This is a genomic window from Burkholderia sp. 28_3 (assembly GCF_003253915.1).
GTDB classification, from domain to species: Bacteria; Pseudomonadota; Gammaproteobacteria; order Burkholderiales; family Burkholderiaceae; genus Burkholderia; species Burkholderia cenocepacia.
The window spans coordinates 1-17,478 of the sequence record NZ_QKZF01000028.1 but is presented as its reverse complement, the minus strand read 5'-3'; the positions used below and the strand labels follow the sequence as shown (position 1 = coordinate 17,478).

General features: G+C 67.9%; 17 protein-coding genes. 8 read left to right on the top strand and 9 right to left on the bottom strand.

The window, feature by feature from the left end:
• Window positions 1-4 precede the first annotated feature (4 nt).
• Window positions 5-1,075 (bottom strand): alanine racemase, encoded by a 1,071-nt coding sequence (gene alr / locus DFS13_RS34860; protein ID WP_006488243.1) that lies wholly within the window; start codon window positions 1,073-1,075, stop codon window positions 5-7.
• A 218-nt stretch (window positions 1,076-1,293) separates the two neighbouring features.
• Here alr and lplT point away from each other — a divergent pair, with 218 nt between their 5' ends.
• Together lplT and thiD are read left to right on the top strand one after the other, a co-directional pair.
• Window positions 1,294-2,601 (top strand): lysophospholipid transporter LplT, encoded by a 1,308-nt coding sequence (lplT, locus tag DFS13_RS34855; protein ID WP_006488251.1) that lies wholly within the window; start codon window positions 1,294-1,296, stop codon window positions 2,599-2,601.
• Between the two features lie 58 nt (window positions 2,602-2,659).
• Window positions 2,660-3,469, top strand: coding sequence for a bifunctional hydroxymethylpyrimidine kinase/phosphomethylpyrimidine kinase (gene thiD, locus DFS13_RS34850; RefSeq protein WP_034201581.1), 810 nt, complete (start codon window positions 2,660-2,662; stop codon window positions 3,467-3,469).
• 18 nt (window positions 3,470-3,487) lie between these two features.
• Here thiD and DFS13_RS34845 read toward each other — a convergent pair whose 3' ends face one another.
• From DFS13_RS34845 to tsaB, 4 genes are read right to left on the bottom strand one after another with little or no spacing between them, the layout of a single operon-like run.
• Window positions 3,488-4,453 (bottom strand): DUF1853 family protein, encoded by a 966-nt coding sequence (locus DFS13_RS34845; protein WP_006498670.1) that lies wholly within the window; start codon window positions 4,451-4,453, stop codon window positions 3,488-3,490.
• Complete coding sequence (locus tag DFS13_RS34840) at window positions 4,450-5,481, bottom strand: uracil-DNA glycosylase (protein WP_006498669.1); 1,032 nt, start codon at window positions 5,479-5,481, stop codon at window positions 4,450-4,452. Before DFS13_RS34840 ends, DFS13_RS34845 begins: the two co-directional genes overlap by 4 nt.
• Window positions 5,468-5,968, bottom strand: coding sequence for a ribosomal protein S18-alanine N-acetyltransferase (rimI, locus tag DFS13_RS34835; protein ID WP_006486170.1), 501 nt, complete (start codon window positions 5,966-5,968; stop codon window positions 5,468-5,470). The genes DFS13_RS34840 and rimI overlap by 14 nt, the downstream gene beginning before the upstream one ends.
• Window positions 5,965-6,732, bottom strand: coding sequence for a tRNA (adenosine(37)-N6)-threonylcarbamoyltransferase complex dimerization subunit type 1 TsaB (tsaB, locus tag DFS13_RS34830; RefSeq protein WP_034201579.1), 768 nt, complete (start codon window positions 6,730-6,732; stop codon window positions 5,965-5,967). The genes rimI and tsaB overlap by 4 nt, the downstream gene beginning before the upstream one ends.
• A 147-nt stretch (window positions 6,733-6,879) precedes the next feature.
• Here tsaB and DFS13_RS34825 point away from each other — a divergent pair, with 147 nt between their 5' ends.
• The 3 genes from DFS13_RS34825 (at window position 6,880) to aceA (ending at window position 10,749) form a co-directional block, all read left to right on the top strand.
• A complete protein-coding gene (locus tag DFS13_RS34825) occupies window positions 6,880-7,149 on the top strand; it encodes an acyl-CoA-binding protein (RefSeq protein WP_006478462.1) in 270 nt (89 codons plus the stop codon).
• A 357-nt stretch (window positions 7,150-7,506) separates the two neighbouring features.
• Window positions 7,507-9,051, top strand: a complete 1,545-nt coding sequence (locus tag DFS13_RS34820; RefSeq protein WP_006498667.1) for a DEAD/DEAH box helicase — start codon at window positions 7,507-7,509, stop codon at window positions 9,049-9,051.
• 390 nt (window positions 9,052-9,441) lie between these two features.
• Window positions 9,442-10,749, top strand: a complete 1,308-nt coding sequence (gene aceA, locus DFS13_RS34815; protein ID WP_006498666.1) for an isocitrate lyase — start codon at window positions 9,442-9,444, stop codon at window positions 10,747-10,749.
• 211 nt (window positions 10,750-10,960) lie between these two features.
• Here aceA and DFS13_RS34810 read toward each other — a convergent pair whose 3' ends face one another.
• The gene (locus tag DFS13_RS34810) at window positions 10,961-11,395 is read right to left on the bottom strand and encodes a universal stress protein (protein WP_006481942.1); all 435 of its coding nucleotides are present in this window, start codon (window positions 11,393-11,395) and stop codon (window positions 10,961-10,963) included.
• Window positions 11,396-11,560: 165 nt separating this feature from the next.
• The gene (locus DFS13_RS34805; protein ID WP_111442727.1) at window positions 11,561-12,466 is read right to left on the bottom strand and encodes a LysR family transcriptional regulator; all 906 of its coding nucleotides are present in this window, start codon (window positions 12,464-12,466) and stop codon (window positions 11,561-11,563) included.
• Between the two features lie 154 nt (window positions 12,467-12,620).
• Between DFS13_RS34805 and DFS13_RS34800 the strand changes: the two genes are divergently transcribed.
• Window positions 12,621-13,382 (top strand): haloacid dehalogenase type II, encoded by a 762-nt coding sequence (locus tag DFS13_RS34800; RefSeq protein WP_006498665.1) that lies wholly within the window; start codon window positions 12,621-12,623, stop codon window positions 13,380-13,382.
• Window positions 13,383-13,447: 65 nt separating this feature from the next.
• Window positions 13,448-15,040: a malate synthase A gene (gene aceB, locus DFS13_RS34795; protein ID WP_111442726.1), complete on the top strand. Its 1,593-nt coding sequence runs from the start codon at window positions 13,448-13,450 to the stop codon at window positions 15,038-15,040.
• Between the two features lie 133 nt (window positions 15,041-15,173).
• Here the strand turns inward: aceB and DFS13_RS34790 are convergent, their stop codons facing one another.
• Window positions 15,174-15,587, bottom strand: a complete 414-nt coding sequence (locus DFS13_RS34790) for a gamma-glutamylcyclotransferase (RefSeq protein WP_006481949.1) — start codon at window positions 15,585-15,587, stop codon at window positions 15,174-15,176.
• 267 nt (window positions 15,588-15,854) lie between these two features.
• On the opposite strand from DFS13_RS34790, the gene DFS13_RS34785 reads away from it, so the two are divergent.
• Entirely contained in the window at window positions 15,855-16,739 is an 885-nt protein-coding gene (locus DFS13_RS34785; protein ID WP_006481946.1) for a helix-turn-helix domain-containing protein, read from the top strand.
• 25 nt (window positions 16,740-16,764) lie between these two features.
• Here the strand turns inward: DFS13_RS34785 and DFS13_RS34780 are convergent, their stop codons facing one another.
• Complete coding sequence (locus tag DFS13_RS34780; RefSeq protein ID WP_006481948.1) at window positions 16,765-17,229, bottom strand: GNAT family N-acetyltransferase; 465 nt, start codon at window positions 17,227-17,229, stop codon at window positions 16,765-16,767.
• Between the last annotated feature and the right edge of the window lie 249 nt (window positions 17,230-17,478).

The following is a 17,478-nucleotide window of genomic DNA, read 5'->3' as shown; positions in this document are numbered from 1 at the left end:
GCCCTTATTCCGCTCGCACCGGCACACGGCCGGCGACCGCGCACATCAGCTCGTAGCCGATCGTCCCGCAATGGCGCGCGACGTCGTCGATCGGCAGCGCGTTGCCCCACAGTTCGACCCGCGCGCCGACGCCGGCCTGCGGGCACGGCGTCAGGTCGACGGTGATCATGTCCATCGACACGCGACCGACGATCCGCGTACGGATGCCGTCGACGATCACGGGCGTGCCTTCCGGCGCAACGCGCGGATAGCCGTCCGCGTAACCGCACGCGACCACGCCGATCCGCATCGGCGCCTGCGCGGAAAACGTCGAGCCATAGCCGATCGCCTGGCCCTTCGCGATCGTCTGCACCGCGATCAGCTCGGACGCGAGCGTCATCGCCGGCTTCAGCCCGGTATCCGCGATATCGGACGACAGCCCGGACGGCGACGCGCCATACAGGACGATCCCCGGCCGCACCCAGTCGAAGTGCGTATCCGGATGCCACAGCACGGCCGCCGAATTCGCGAGGCTGCGCGCGCCGGCGATGTTTTCCGCGCCGCGCTCGAACGTCGCGAGCTGCTCGGCGACGCCGCGCTCGTTGTCCGCGTCCGAAAAATGGGTCATCAACGTGATCTGGCCGATGCCGGGGCACGCGCGGGCGCGCTCCCACGCGGCGCGGTATTTCTCCGGCACGTAACCGAGCCGGTTCATCCCGCTGTTCATCTTGAGCTGCACGTTGACGGGCTTCGACAGCCGCGCCGTTTCCAGCATCCGCATCTGCTCGTCGTTGTGGACGGTCGTGGTCAGGCTGTAGCGGTCGATCACGTCGATGTCGGTCGAGCGGAAGAAGCCTTCGAGCAGTAGGATCGGGCCGGCCCAGCCGAGCTCGCGCAGCTTCACGGCCTCGTCGAGGTCGAGCAGGCCGAAGCCGTCGGTGCCGCGCAGGCCCGGAAACACGCGGGCGAGACCGTGGCCGTACGCGTTGGCCTTGACGACCGCCCAGACCTTGGACGGGCCGGCAAAGCGGCGGACGACGGAGAGATTGTTCGCGAGAGCGGCGGTGTGGATGGTGGCGGAGATCGGGCGCGGCATGGGAAATTTACGTAAAGACGCTTGCGAATCATCAGCTTACCGCGCCTTTTGAGCACCGAAGCCGACAATTTGCGGAACGATCGGGGAATCTTGCTAGTCCGAATTCGCGTATTTTCATGTTATAAAGCCGTGCGCACAACCCATTTCGAACGGAATAAGCCGATCGCATACCAGGCGGCCTACGCGGCCCTGCCGCAGCGACGAAAGCATCGCATCAGATGAAAAAAGGTTTTTACACCATCATGGCCGCGCAGTTTTTCTCGTCGCTGGCCGACAATGCGCTTCTCATCGCCGCCATCGCCCTGCTGAAAGACCTCCACGCCCCCAACTGGATGACACCGCTGCTGAAGCTGTTCTTCGTGTTGTCGTATGTGGTGTTGGCGGCGTATGTCGGTGCCTTCGCGGATTCGCGCCCGAAGGGCCGCGTGATGTTCATCACCAACTCGATCAAGGTGATCGGCTGCCTGATCATGCTGTTCGGCGCCCACCCGCTGATCGCGTACGGGATCGTCGGGTTCGGCGCGGCGGCCTACTCGCCCGCCAAATACGGAATTCTCACCGAGCTGCTGCCGGCCGACCGGCTGGTCGCCGCGAACGGCTGGATCGAAGGCACGACCGTCAGCTCGATCATCCTCGGCACCGTGCTCGGCGGCGCGCTGATCAGCCCGCACATCGCGTCGCACGTGATCGCGCACACGCCCGCCTGGATCGGCACGCCGGCCGAAGCCGCGATGGCGATCATCATGGCCATCTACGTGGTCGCCGCGCTGTTCAACCTGCGCATTCCCGACACCGGCGCCCGCTACCCGAAGCAGGAACGCGGCCCGGTCAAGCTGCTCACCGATTTCGCCGACTGCTTCATGGTGCTCTGGCGCGACAAGCTCGGCCAGATTTCGCTGGCGGTCACCACGCTGTTCTGGGGCGCGGGTGCGACGCTGCAGTTCATCGTGCTGAAGTGGGCCGAGGTGTCGCTCAACATGTCGCTGTCCGAAGGCGCGATCCTGCAGGCCGTGGTCGCGGTCGGCGTCGCGGCCGGCGCGATCGCCGCGGCCGCCCGGATTCCGCTGAAGAAGTCGCTGACCGTGCTGCCCGTCGGCATCGTCATGGGCATCGCGGTGATGCTGATGGCGTTCTACACGCGCGACCTGTTCCCGTCGCACTGGGCCGTGCACTTCGGCCATCTGCGCCTGCCGTTCTACCTGATCGTCGCCTACATCTTCCTGATCGGCGTCGGCGCGCTGTCCGGCTACTTCGTCGTGCCGATGAACGCGCTGCTGCAGCATCGCGGCCACGTGCTGCTGTCGGCCGGCCACTCGATCGCGGTGCAGAACTTCAACGAGAACCTGTCGGTGCTCGTGATGCTGTGCCTGTACGCGGTGCTCGTGTGGCTCGACGTGCCGGTCGGCGTCGTGATCGTGCTGTTCGGCACGTTCGTGTGCCTGACGATGTGGCTCGTGATGCGCCGCCACCAGGCGAACCAGCGTCAGTTCGACTCGGTCGCGCTGATCGGCGAATCGCGGCACTGACGCTACACTCTCCGTTTCCGTCCGCCGGCGCCGGGCCTCGAACCGGCGCGTTGCCCTCATGACGCACCCGATACCCAACATCCTGACGATCGCCGGCTCCGATTCGGGCGGCGGCGCAGGCATTCAGGCCGACCTGAAGACGTTCTCCGCGCTCGGCGCGTACGGCGCGAGCGTGATCACCGCGCTGACCGCGCAGAACACGCGCGGCGTGACGGGCGTGCATGCGCCGGACGCCGCGTTCGTGACCGCGCAGCTCGACGCGGTGTTCGGCGACATCCGCATCGATGCGGTCAAGATCGGGATGCTCGCGAACGCAATGATCGTGCAGGCGGTGGCCGACGCGCTGCGCCGTTACGCGCCGCGCTTCGTCGTGCTCGACACGGTGATGATCTCGAAGAGCGCCCACGCGCTGCTCGCACCCGATGCCGTCGACGCGCTGCGCGACACGCTGCTGCCGCTCGCGACGGTCGTCACGCCGAACCTGCCCGAAGCGGCCGCGCTGCTGAACGACGCACCCGCCACCACCGAAGACGAGATGGTGCGGCAAGGCCGCGCGTTGCTGCAGACGGGCGCCCGCGCGGTGCTGATGAAGGGCGGCCACCTGCCCGACGCGTCCGCCAGCCCCGACTGGCTCGTCGAAGCGACGCGCACCGTGCGGCTCGACGGCGCGCGCGTGCCGGTCAGCAATACGCACGGCACCGGCTGCACGCTGTCGTCGGCGATCGCCGCGCTGCTGCCGCAGCAGCCCGACCTCGAAAGCGCGGTACGCGAAGCAAAGACCTACCTGACCGGTGCGATCGCCGCGAGCGGCCACCTCGACGTCGGCCACGGCGTCGGCCCGGTCCATCACTTTCATCGCTGGTGGTGAGCGCCCGCTGACGCGGGGTCAGTGATCCTGCGCCGCGAACGCCTGCGCGCGCACCGGCCAGTCGTCGGGCACGACGAAACCGCGCGCCGTCTCGCGCCACGTGCCGTCACTACCCTTCTCATGGACCGCGATCAGATCAGGCGCTTGGCGCGTCGCCAGCACGGGCGGCAACGCCAGCGCGCGCGCCAGCGGCTCGGGCGCGAAACCCGCGTCGGCGGCAGCCCGCCGCGGCGCCAGCCACGCCAGTCTCGGCAACACGCTCCATGCCGCGCCGTCCCGCTGCGCGGCCGCCCACGCCGGCCACTGCGCGTGCGTCAGCCAGAAACCGCGCGGGTGATCCGGCGCGATTTCGGCGGACACCGGGGGCACCGGCGCACCGTGCGGATGGAACAGCCAGCCCTTGATGAACATCTGCGCATCGGACGGCGCGCCGTAGCCGAGCCGGGCAAAGCCGTCGTGTTCGCCGAGCCGCAACTGATGGTCGAGCAGCCGGCTGCGCTTGCGATCGAACCGGTCGACGAGATTGGGGCCGACGAAATCGGCGAGCGACGCGCCGTCGCGGACCGGCGCGCACAGATAACACTTCACCGCGAGTTCCCAGTGCAGGCGCCGGCCGTCCGGCGCATCGACGAGAAAATCGACTTCGCCGAGCGTGCGGCCGTTGCTGCGCAGTGGCAGATTGGCCGCGACGAGCCGCAGCGACGGCCCGTGCGTCAGGAAGTACTCGAGCAGGCATTCGGCGTAGCGGCCCAGCCGGGTGGGCCGAAATCCGTCGAGCGCGCGATGCAGCGGCCCCGGCTGCGCATCGAGCGCGGCGAGCCACGCCTCGACGGCCGCTTGGCCCGCCGCATCCGGCCATGGGCACGCGAGCGGCGCGCCCGGTACCGCGGTGAGCAGGCTCGGGCTGGCCAGCAGCCAGCCCAGATCGCGCACCGCGACGTCATGCAGCGTGTCGACGAATGCGAACGCCGCGTCGCTCGTCATTGCCCGGCCGGGCCGTTCGCGTCGGCGCCTTCCGCACGCCGGAACGTATTGCGCGCGAGGCACAGGTCGGCCCACGCCTTCGACTTGTCCTGCAGGCTGCGCAACAGATAGGCCGGGTGGTAGGTGACGATCACCGGCACGCCTTCGTACGCATGCACGCGGCCGCGCAGCGACGCGATGCTCGCGTCTGTCTTCAGCAGCGTCTGCGCCGCGAAACGGCCGAGCGCGACGATCAGCTTCGGCTTCACGAGCGCGACCTGGCGCTGCAGATACGGCTCGCAGCTCGCGACTTCGTCCGGCTCCGGGTTGCGGTTGCCGGGCGGCCGGCACTTGATCACGTTCGCGATGTAAACGTTGTCGCCGCGCTTGAGCGACAGCGACTGCAGCATGTTGTCGAGCAGCTTGCCGGCCTGGCCGACGAACGGCTCGCCCTGCTTGTCCTCGTTCTCGCCCGGCGCTTCGCCGATCAGCATCCAGTCCGCTTCGCGATCGCCGACGCCGAACACGGTGTTGGTCCGCTTCTCGCACAGACGGCACAGCGTGCAGTCGGCCACGCGGGCGGCCAGCGCATCCCAGTCGAGCGCGGCGACCGGCGTGCCGGCGGGGCGCGATTCGGCGGCCGGCACGGGCACGGATTCGCCCGGCGGCGCCGCGTCGAACCACGCGAAATCGTCGTCTGCCGCCGGCGGCGCATCGCCCGTCGGCGGCATCGTATCGGTCGATGCGGGCGATGCAGCCTGCGCGCGCGGACGATCGCCGTCGACGACACCGTGCGCCGGCGCCCGCGACTCGCGCGCCGGCAAGCCCTCGGCAGCGCCACGCGGGACCGCCGTCGGCGCATCGCCCTGCACCGGCGCATGCGCTGCACGCACCGGCCGCTCGACCGCGACGGCCGAACCGTCGTCGGCCGCCGCGGTTGGTGCGACGGCAGGCGCTTCGGCTGCCGCGCCTTCATCCGCGCGCTGCCCGCGCCGCACCCAGATCTGCGCGAGGCCCAGTTCCTCGAGCGCCGCTTCAGCCCATGCCATGCGCGTCCCCCTCGTCCTTGTTCAGCGTCAGACGCATCACGATCGCGTCCTCCCGGCTGCGATGCTTCGCCGGATAGTAGTTCTTGCGCCGGCCGATCGTCACGAAGCCGAAGCGCTCGTACAGATGAATCGCGCGCGGATTGGACGGCCGCACTTCGAGCAGCACGCCATCGAGCCCCTCCGCGCGCGAAATGCGCACGGCCTCGCGCAGCAGCGCGAGGCCCGCGCCCGCATGCTGCGCGGCCGGCGCGACGCACAGGTTCAGCAGATGCATCTCGTCGATCACGGGCATCAGCACGCAATAGCCGACGAGCGACCCCGTCACGTGCCGCAGGCATACGCCCAGATAGCCGTTGCGCAACGAATCCTCGAAGTTGCCGCGGCTCCACGGGAACTCGTACGCGACGTGCTCGATCGCGACGACCTCGTCGAGATCGGCGTCCGTCATCGGCGCCAGATAGCGGTCGCTCAGCAGGACGCCCGTCATCCCTTCGCTCCGCCCGGTTGCGCGGCCCGTGCCGCGATGCGCTCGGCAGTCGTCTGCGCGACCTTGTCGCGCACGTACTCGGGCGCGGCCTGGTCGGCCGGCACCGCACGTCCGGCACGGAACGCGCGCAGCGCCGCATGCGCGACCGCCAGTGCGTGCGGCATCGCGTCGCCGTCGATCGCGGCCGCCCGTGCGGCGGCCGGCAACTGCGCGCCGAACGCGGCAGCCGCATTGCCGGCGAGCGTGAACGGCACGTCGGGTACGCCGACGGCGCCCGGTGCGTCGAGCGACGCCGGCTGCAGCGTGCGCCAGTCGCCGATGCCGTCGTCCCACGCGAAATCCGCCCAGTACGCTTCATCCATCCGCGCGTCGAGCGCGGCGAGCACGCGGGTCGTGCCGGGTGCGCGCAGGCGCGCATGCTCGGCGCACGCGAGCAGCGTGCCGATCGGCACGACCGGCAGCCCGGCCCCGAACGCGAGGCCCTGGGTAATGCCCGTCGCGGTCCGCAGGCCGGTGAACGAGCCGGGGCCCGCGCCGAACGCGATCGCGTCGCAATCGGCGAGCGTCAGCCCGGATTCGGCGAAGAGTTCCTGGATCGCCGGCAGCACGCGCGTGCTCGACACGGCGCCCGTCGGCTCGTGACGGACCCAGGTTTGCGGGGTGGAAACGGCGTCATCGGCGTGGGCCGAGCGCAGCAGCGCGACCGAGCAGTATTCGGTCGACGTATCGATGGCGAGGAGCACTGTTTGCGTCATGGCCGACATTGTAATGCGCCGCCCCGCTCCCACGGGCGATCGGGCCCGATCTGTGCGCACGGGCGGCGCCGGCGGCGGTTTGGAAGGATCGCTCGACCCCGCGCGACGGTCCGCTTGTTAAGATCGGCCGATCTGAAACCCTTACGGAGACACCCGATGAGCGAACTCACCGCCCAATTCGACCAGGCCCAGATCGACGTCAAGCAACTGACGGAACGGCCGGGCAACCTGACCTTGCTGCGCCTGTACGCGCTCTTCAAGCAGGCGACCGACGGCGACGCGCACGGCGACAAGCCGGGTTTCACCGACATCGTCGGCAAATACAAGTACGATGCCTGGGAAGCGCTGAAGGGCACATCGCAGGATGCGGCGAAGCAGCAGTACATCGAACTCGTCGAATCGCTGAAAAACGGCACGGCGTCCTGACGGAATCGACGCCGCCGCAATCGGCAATCAAATCAGTGGCGCAGCGCAGCAAATTTCTTTATAATGCGGCCTGCGTCACCTCCCGCGCTCGGCTCGCAAGCCGTTCCGGCCCGACGCCTCGTAGCGTTAAGCTCCAATCCGGTTTAGAACCTGTCCCCTCCTGCTTCGACCCTTGCGGTCGTCAACTAGGCTGGCGGCCCCGCTCCTGAAGCGCGCCGCACCCAAAACAGCTTCTAATGCCTCATCCGCCGACGGTTCGGCGGATTGCACCCGTTTCCCGATTTGCTCGCTGAATCCGACGACTTGGGTATGCGCGATTGGCGCCGACGTTTCACCCACTGTGTTTCAAGGATTGTTATGACTTCGAGCATCAACTCCAGCCCGCTCAACGCGATCGCCGACCAGGCGCTCGGTCTCGACGACGCCGCCGCACCGGCCGCGGTCGAACCGGCGTCGGACGAGCCGAGCTTCGCGTCGCTCGGGTTGTCGCCGGAGATCGTCTCCGCGCTGCAGGCCGCCGGCTACGTGAAGCCGACGCCGGTCCAGCAGCGCGCGATTCCGGCCGGCATCGCCGGCCGCGACCTGCTGGTGTCGAGCCCGACCGGTTCGGGCAAGACCGCCGCATTCATGCTGCCCGCGATCGAACGTTTCGCGCAGCTCCAGAAGACGCAGGCGCAGCAACCGCGCGCGCCGCGTGAACCGAACCAGGGCGACCGCCGCGCGCGCCGCCCGCAACCCGTCGCGCGCCCGGGCCTGCTCGTGCTGACGCCGACCCGCGAACTCGCGATGCAGGTCACGACGGCCGCCTCGACGTACGGCAAGCACCTGAAGCGCCTGCGCACGGTCAGCATCCTCGGCGGCGTCGCGTACGGCCAGCAGCTGATGCTGCTCGCGAAGAACCCGGAAATCCTGGTTGCCACGCCGGGCCGCCTGCTCGATCACCTCGAGCGCGGCCGCATCGACCTGTCCGAACTGAAGATGCTCGTGCTCGACGAAGCCGACCGCATGCTCGACATGGGCTTCATCGAAGACATCGAAACGATCGTCGACGCCACGCCGGACACGCGCCAGACGATGCTGTTCTCGGCCACGCTCGACGGCAAGATCGGTTCGCTGACGAGCCGCCTGCTGAAGGACCCCGAGCGCATCGAGATCCAGCAGCGCCTGGAATCGCGCGCGAACATCGCGCAGACCGTCCATTACGTCGACGACCGCGATCACAAGGATCGCCTGCTCGATCACCTGCTGCGCGACGACGCGCTCGACCAGGCGATCATCTTCACGGCGACCAAGATCGATGCCGACCAGCTCGCCGGCCGTCTTGCCGACGCAGGTTTCGAATCGGCCGCGCTGCACGGCGACCTGCCGCAGGGCGCGCGTAACCGCACGATCCGTGCGCTGCGCGAGCGCCGCGTGCGCGTGCTGGTGGCCACCGACGTCGCGGCACGCGGCATCGACATCCCGGGCATCACGCACGTGTTCAACTACGACCTGCCGAAGTTCGCGGAAGACTACGTGCACCGTATTGGCCGTACCGGCCGCGCGGGCCGTTCGGGTATCGCGGTGAGCCTCGTGCACCACGCCGAGCAAGGCGCGCTCAAGCGCATCGAGCGCTTCGTGCGCTCGCCGCTGCCGGTCAACGTGATCGAAGGTTTCGAGCCGCGCAAGGCGCCCCCGCGTAACGGCGGCAACGGCGGCCGCGGCCGTCCGGGCGGCGGTAACGGCGGTCGTCGTTTCGGCGGCAAGCCGGGCGGCGGTTATGGCGGCAACGGCAACGGCCGCAGCTACGGCGGCGGCAATGGCGGCGGCTGGAGCGGCAAGCCGGGCGGCAGCCGTGACGGCGGCCCGCGTCGCGACGGTCAACGCAGCGGCGGCCCGCGCCGCAGCAATTCGGCATCGTAAGCACACCCGGGCGGCCCCGCGGCCGCCCCGCGGATCGGCGCCCTGCCCATCCAGCCAACCGGCGCATCCGCGCCGGTTTTTTTTCGCCTTGTCGAAATTTCACGATGCGGGAAATTTTTTTGTGTCGTAAAAAATCATGCTGCACGGCACAACCCGTGTGATTGCGGGATAGGAAAATGCATTTCTTATCTCGAAATGATGCAAGCAACCCATTGATTCAAAACAACTAAAAAAATCGACACTTCCCGCGATAGCCCCTGTTTCGCTCCCGACGATTTGCCTAGACTCTTATACAAGACCTCGCGGAACGGAACGCCTCGCTTCCCTCGCGAACAGCATCACCCCGTCGGATTCGGACCGTCACGCATACCTCGCATCAAGGAGCTCATCATGTCGCGTCAGCAACAGGCACAGGAACTGCAGCAGCAATGGGAAACCGATCCGCGCTGGAAGGGCATCAAGCGCGGCTACTTGGCTGAGGACGTGGTCCGCCTGCGCGGCTCGATCCCGATCGAGCACACGCTGGCCAAGCGCGGCGCGGAAAAACTGTGGAACCTCATCAACAACGAGCCGTTCGTCAACGCACTCGGCGCGCTGACCGGCAACCAGGCGATGCAGCAGGTCAAGGCCGGCCTGAAGGCCATCTACCTGTCCGGCTGGCAAGTCGCCGGCGACGCGAACGTCGCGGGCGAAATGTACCCGGACCAGTCGCTGTACCCGGCGAACTCGGTGCCGCTCGTCGTCAAGCGCATCAACAACACGCTCACGCGCGCCGACCAGATCCAGTGGTCGGAAGGCAAGAATCCGGGCGACGAAGGCTACGTCGATTTCTTCGCGCCGATCGTCGCCGATGCGGAAGCCGGTTTCGGCGGCGTGCTCAACGCGTTCGAACTGATGAAGGCGATGATCGAGGCCGGTGCGTCGGGCGTTCACTTCGAGGACCAGCTCGCGTCGGTGAAGAAGTGCGGCCACATGGGCGGCAAGGTGCTCGTGCCGACGCGCGAAGCCGTCGCGAAGCTGTCGGCCGCGCGTCTCGCGGCTGACGTGATGGGTACGCCGACCGTGCTGGTGGCCCGCACCGACGCGGAAGCCGCCGACCTGATCACGTCCGACGTCGACGACAACGACAAGCCGTTCCTGACCGGCGAGCGCACGGTCGAAGGCTTCTTCCGCACGAAGCCTGGCCTCGAACAGGCGATCTCGCGCGGCCTCGCGTACGCACCGTACGCCGACCTGATCTGGTGCGAAACCGGCAAGCCGGATCTCGAGTACGCGAAGAAGTTCGCGGAAGCGATCCACAAGCAGTTCCCGGGCAAGCTGCTGTCGTACAACTGCTCGCCGTCGTTCAACTGGAAGAAGAACCTCGACGACGCGACGATCGCGAAGTTCCAGAAGGAGCTCGGCGCGATGGGCTACAAGTTCCAGTTCATCACGCTGGCCGGCTTCCATGCGCTGAACTATTCGATGTTCAACCTCGCGCACGGCTATGCCCGCACGCAGATGAGCGCATTCGTCGAACTGCAGCAGGCCGAGTTCGCGGCCGCCGACAAGGGCTTCACGGCCGTCAAGCACCAGCGCGAGGTCGGCACGGGCTACTTCGACGCGGTCACGCAGACGGTCGAGCGCGAAGCGTCGACGACCGCGCTGCACGGGTCGACCGAGGACGAACAGTTCTTCGACGGCAAGAAGGTCGCGTAACACGCCCAGGCGTGACGCCGATGCCTGCCGCGTCTCGCGACGCCGCGGCATCGGCCACTGGAACAACAATCAGGGAGGAGACGGCAGGCGCGCGATACCCATCGCGCGACCGGCCGCGCGGCCTGCGGGCCGCCAGCAACGATGCGCGCCGGCTTCGTCCGGCGCGCCCTTTTTCTACGGTGCAGCCCGCCTGGCCACGGCCGGCGCTGCCCTACCGATAGACGATCACCGGAATTTTCGTATGGGTCAGCACGCGCTGCGTCTCGCTGCCGATCAACAGGCTGCCGAGCCCGCGGCGTCCGTGGGACGCCATGAAGATCACGTCGCACCCCCCGCGTTCGGCCGCCTCGATGATGCCGAGATACGGCGACGGGTGCACGCTCGTCCACGTGTCGCACTCGACCCCGGCCGCCTGCGCGGCCGCTTCCACCTCGTCGAGATGCGCACGCGCCTCGCGCTCGCTGCGCGCGCGGAAATCGGCGGGCGGCTCGATGATCACTTCGGAAAACGGCGAGTACGGATATTGCGGCAGGCACGCGTAGGCCGTCACGCGCGCGCTGACCGCACGAGCCAGGTCGATCGCACCGTCGATCGCCTTCTGCGACAGTTCGGAACCGTCGGTTGGAACGAGGATGTGCCGGAACATCGCGCCCTCCTTCGTCAATCGCACGCCGCGCGCCGCGGCTCCAGCCGAGCCGGCCGCGACACGACGCGCATGCCTCTTACGATTGTAGTGTGCGAAATCGCGCCAGCCGCACCGCCAGCGGGTTCGCCCTCATATCGGAAACACGCGGGCGCGCGTCGCCCCCGCCTATTCGCCCCAATAACCGGGCCGCTCGTACGTGTGCTGCAGGTAATCGAGAAACAGGCGCACCCGCAGCGGCAGATGCCGGCGCTGCGGAAACACCGCGTGGATGCCGATCGGCGGCGCGGCGAACGCGTCGAGCACGCTGACGAGCCGCCCGGCCGCGATGTCCTCGCCGACTTCCCACCACGAGCGCCACGCGAGGCCATGGCCTGCGAGGCACCACTCGTGCAGCACCGCGCCGTCCGAGCATTCCATCGTGCCGTTCACGCGGATCGACACGACCTTGTCGTCCTCCTGGAACGCCCAGCCGCGCTGCTGGTTCGCGTTCGCCGCCAGGGCCAGGCAGTTGTGCCGCGCCAGTTCCGCGAGCGTGACCGGCGTGCCGCGCCGCGCGAGATATGCGGGAGACGCGACGCACACGCGGCGATTCTCGCCGAGCTTCAGCGACACCAGCGACGAGTCGGGCAGCTCGCCGAGCCGCACCGCGCAATCGAACCCTTCGTTGACGAGATCGACCATCCGGTCGGACAGGTCGAGCGTGACCGACACGTCGGGGTGCCCGACGCTGAATTCGGGCACGAGCGGCGCGACGTGCCGGCGGCCGAAGCCGGCCGGCGCGGAAATCCGCAGGTGGCCGCTCGCCTTGACGCCGCCGGCGGACACGCTCGCTTCCGCGTTCTGCATGTCGTTGATGATGCGCTGGCAATCCTCGAGGAATGCCGAGCCCTCGAACGTCAGCGTGAGCTTGCGCGTCGTGCGCACCAGCAGCTTGACGCCGAGCCGCTCCTCGAGCGCGTCGAGGCGGCGCCCGATGATCGCCGGCGCGACGCCTTCCGCATGCGCCGCCGCCGACAGGCTGCCTTTCGCCGCGACCGCGGCGAACGTTTCGATCTGTTTGAACCGGTCCATGACTCTCGGCGACGGCATCGCCGCCCTTCAAATAGCGTGAGCCGCTCAAGATTAGGTATATAAAAGTAAAAGATCAAGTGATGATTAGCGTCTTTTTTAGCACCTTCGATCACGAATAGAATCGACCCGACCTCTGAAACTGGAGCGCAAGGCTATGTCGGCCACAACGACACTCTCCTCTCCCGACGCCATTCTCTTCGACGCTTTCGGCACGTTGTTCGACGTGCGTGCCGTGCTGGCCGCGGCAGAGCAGATGTTTCCCGGTCACGGGGAACGGTTGTCGCAGCTGTGGCGACGCAAGCAGATCGAATACTCGCAGTTGCGCACGCTCGCCGATCCGGCCGGCGCCCGCTACCGCCCGTTCCGGGACATCACGCTCGATGCGCTGCGGTTCGCCGCGCGCCGGCTCGGGCTCGCGCTGAACAGCGCGGCCGAGAAGCGCTTGATGGACGAATACGCGTGCCTGTCGACCTATCCCGACACGGTGCCCGCGTTGCGCAAGCTGCGCGCGCTCGAACCGCGCCCGCCGCTCGCGATCCTGTCCAACGGCACCCCGCAGATGCTCGACATCGCGATCAAGAGCGCCGGCATGTCCGGGCTGTTCGATCGCGTGCTGTCGGCCGACACCGTGCGCGCGTACAAGCCGAGCCCGGCCGCCTACGCGCTCGGCACCGCCGCGTTCGGGGCGAACCGGCGCGGCATCGTGTTCGTGTCGTCGAACGCGTGGGACGTCGCCGGCGCCACCTGGTTCGGCTACACGACGTTCTGGCTCAACCGCACGGGCGCGCCCGCCGAGGAACTCGGCGCGCCGCCCGACGGCACGGGCACCGGCATGGCCGACCTGCTCGCCTTCCTCGCCACCCCGGCTCCGTCCGGCAAACCTGCGAACCGCACGCGCCCCGGCCCGGGTGCATGACGCTCGCAGCTGCCGCCTTCCCCCTTCACCGAAACCGCAACTGACCGACCAAGGAGATGAGACTCATGAGCACCCCGATCACGCTGCCGCAAGGCATGACGATCACCGGCGAAATCAAGCCGGGTTACGAAGCCATCCTGACGCCCGACGCGCTGGCACTCGTCGCGGCGCTGCACCGCACGTTCGAGCCGCGCCGCCAGGCGCTGCTGCAGGCGCGCGTCGAGCGGACGAAACGCCTGGACGCAGGCGAGCGCCCCGACTTCCTGGCCGAGACGAAGGCGATTCGCGAAGGCGACTGGAAGGTCGCGCCGCTGCCGGCCGACCTGCAATGCCGCCGGGTCGAGATCACGGGCCCCGTCGAGCGCAAGATGATCATCAACGCGCTGAACTCGGGCGCCGATTCGTACATGACGGACTTCGAGGATTCGAACGCGCCGAGCTGGACGAACCAGATCGACGGCCAGATCAACCTGAAGGACGCGGTCCGCCGCACGATCTCGCTCGAACAGAACGGCAAGTCGTACAAGCTGAACGACAAGGTCGCGACGCTGATCGTGCGTCCGCGCGGCTGGCACCTCGACGAAAAGCACGTGACGGTCGACGGCCAGCGCGTGTCCGGCGGCATCTTCGATTTCGCGCTGTTCCTGTTCCACAACGCGAAGGAACTGCTCGCGCGCGGGTCGGGCCCGTACTTCTACCTGCCGAAGATGGAAAGCCATCTCGAGGCGCGCCTGTGGAACGACATCTTCGTCGCCGCGCAGGAAGCGGTCGGCGTGCCGCGCGGCACGATCCGCGCGACGGTGCTGATCGAGACGATCCTCGCCGCGTTCGAGATGGACGAGATCCTGTACGAACTGCACGAACACAGCTCGGGCCTGAACGCCGGCCGCTGGGACTACATCTTCTCGGCGATCAAGAAGTTCAAGAACGACCGCGACTTCTGCCTGGCCGACCGCTCGAAGATCACGATGACGGTGCCGTTCATGCGGGCGTACGCGCTGCTGCTGCTGAAGACCTGCCACAAGCGCAACGCGCCGGCGATCGGCGGGATGAGCGCGCTGATCCCGATCAAGAACGATCCGGAAGCGAACGACAAGGCGATGGGCGGCGTGCGCTCGGACAAGCAGCGCGACGCGACCGACGGCTACGACGGCGGCTGGGTCGCGCACCCGGGCCTCGTGCCGATCGCGATGGAAGAGTTCGTCAAGGTGCTCGGCGACAAGCCGAACCAGATCGCGAAGCAGCGCGACGACGTGCAGGTCGAAGGCAAGAACCTGCTCGACTTCCAGCCGGAAGCGCCGATCACCGAAGCCGGCCTGCGCAACAACATCAACGTCGGGATTCACTACCTCGGCGCGTGGCTCGACGGCAACGGCTGCGTGCCGATCCACAACCTGATGGAAGATGCGGCGACGGCCGAGATTTCCCGCTCGCAGGTGTGGCAGTGGATCCGCTCGCCGAAGGGCGTGCTCGACGACGGCCGCAAGGTCACGGCCGAACTCGTGCGCGAATTCGCGAAGATCGAGCTCGACAACGTGAAGCGCGCGGTCGGCGGCAACACGCAGCCGTACGAACGCGCCGCGGCGATCTTCGAGCAGATGTCGACGTCGGAAGGCTTCACCGAATTCCTGACGCTGCCGCTGTACGAGGAAATCTGACGCGCCTGTCCGATGCGCTCGACGGCCGGCCCACGCTGTGCCGCCGCTCGCATGCGGTGACGGCATGAAAAAAGCGCCCCGCGGGGCGCTTTTTTTCTTGTGTGGCGAATTCAACCGCCGCCGGCAGGCGCGCTCAGGCGGCTTCCTGCTCGCGCCGGTGCTGAACCCAGTCGCCCGACGCGATGCGCGGACGCCCGGCTGCCGCATGTGCGGCGACCGGATAATACAGGCAGGCATATTGCCGGCCGCCGAGCTCGACGATCACCTCTTCCGGCTTGAACAGCGAGTCGACGCCCGGATACACGCGCTCGATCTCGTCGAGCACCGGGACGAGCTGCTCGTCGACCTCGTAGACGTCGCCCCACACCAGTGACTTGCCGGCCGGCCCGGCGATCATGCCCGGATACGTGCCGAAATCGTACAGTTCGCCCGGCAGCGCGGCCGCGCCCAGCAGCGTCGGCGCGGCGATGCCGTGGCGGGCGGCCGCATGGCCGATGTCGTTGGCCTGTCCGGCTCTCAAGGTGCCATAGACGAATACGTGGCGCATCGTGGTTCTCCTCTTCGATTCGTGTGTTGCCGTATTTGCGTGCGATCGGCGCGCGATGGGCCCGACATGGCGCACGCATCGATAGACCCCGATACCGGCCCGATGGTTCGAACCGTCGGCGCGCGCCGACGTGGGGAGCCGCCCCGCATGCGCCAAGGCCCACACAAAGTTCATTTGCACCCGGCATGATGGCCCGAAAACCGCCGCATGCGCTTGCGCTGCGCCTTCTAAAATAACGGCATCGCCGCCGCGCCGCCCGAACCGTTCATGAATCCGCCCGCCCCAGCCGACGTATCGAAACCGTACGACGTCATCGACATCCCGCCGGAATTCGCGCCGACCGCCGTCCATCCGATGCGTGTGCGCGCGCGGCAGGTCGATGCCGGCCGCCGCATCCCGCTGCACACGCATGCGTGGGCGCAGCTCGCATACGCGTCGCGCGGCGTGCTGCGCGTCGCGACGACCGGCACGACCTGGATGGTGCCGCCGTCCCGCGCGATCTGGGTGCCGCCGCACGTGACGCACGAGGTCGTGATCGTCGAAGAGGCCTATTTGCGCACGCTGTATATCGACGAGTCGATCGTGCCGGACGGGCTCGATGCATGCCGCGTCGTCGAGGTGACGGGGTTGCTGCGCGAACTGATCGTCGCACTCGACGCACGCGACCTGAGCACTGCGCGCGAGCGCCTGCTGTGCGGGCTCGTGCTCGACGAACTGAGTCATGCCGAGCCGCTGCCGCTCGCGGTGCCGATGCCCGACGAGAAACGGCTGCGCCTGCTGTGCGAATCGGTACTCGCGCATCCCGCGCATGCGGAGTCGCTCGAACACTGGGCGAGCGAGGTCGGCGCGAGCACGCGCACGATATCGCGGCTCTTCAAGCAGGAACTGGGCGTGAGCTTTTCGCAGTGGCGCCAGCAGGCGCTGCTGGCGCGGGCGATTCCGCTGCTGAACCAGGGGCGTCCGCTGTCGCATATCGCGCGCGAGCTCGGCTACCAGAGCCAGAGCGCGTTCTCGGCCATGTTCCGCCGGGCCTTCGGCGAAAGCCCGCGCGCGTTCATGCTGCGCGGCTACGAGCATCGCGGCCCGGAAGGCAGCGTCGCGGATAACGAGACGCCGGACGACGACGACGGCGCGCTCGACACGATGCGCTGAATGCGCGCCGTGGCGTGCCGGATCGTCAGACCGGCCGCACCATATGACGGATCGAGCCGAGCTGCGCGAGCCGCGGCCCGGTGACCTGGTAGCCCATGCGCAGGTACAGACGCGCGGCAGGGTTGTCGACGAATACGCGCAACTGCAGTTCATGCAGACCGCGCGCCCGTGCCCAACGATGCGACATCTCGAGCATGTAGGTGCCGGCGCCCTGGCCGCGATGGCCGGCCGCGATCTGCACGTCGCGGATGTGCAGCGAATCGCCCTCCTCGGTCACGCGCAGCACGCCGATGCGCTCGCCGTCGGCCTCGAGGATGAAGTTCTCGGATTCGCGCCAGCTCGCATAGAACAGGTCGCTGCGCCACACGAGCCCATGGCGCTTGTAGTAGCCGCCCATGTTGCCGTGCGTCAACGCTTCGGCATACGGAAAATCGCCGGGCTCCGCGGGCCGGAGCTGATACAGGAGTCGCAGGTCGGTCGGATCGAGCATCGCGCAGGAGTCAGAAACGCATCCCGCCACGATAGCGCAGTCGCGTGCGGATGCAATCGCGAATTTCTCGTAGGACGCGGTGCGCGATGTAGCACGCGTGGTGAGGGGCGAACGGAAGGCACGACGCACGATGCAAATGAAAAAGCCCGCACGAGTGAACTGCACCCCAAAAGTTGGACACCGATCCAACCTTTGGGGTGTTTTTCATGGCGAAGTACGCTGAGCGGTTTCGACTGCAGGTAGTTCAGG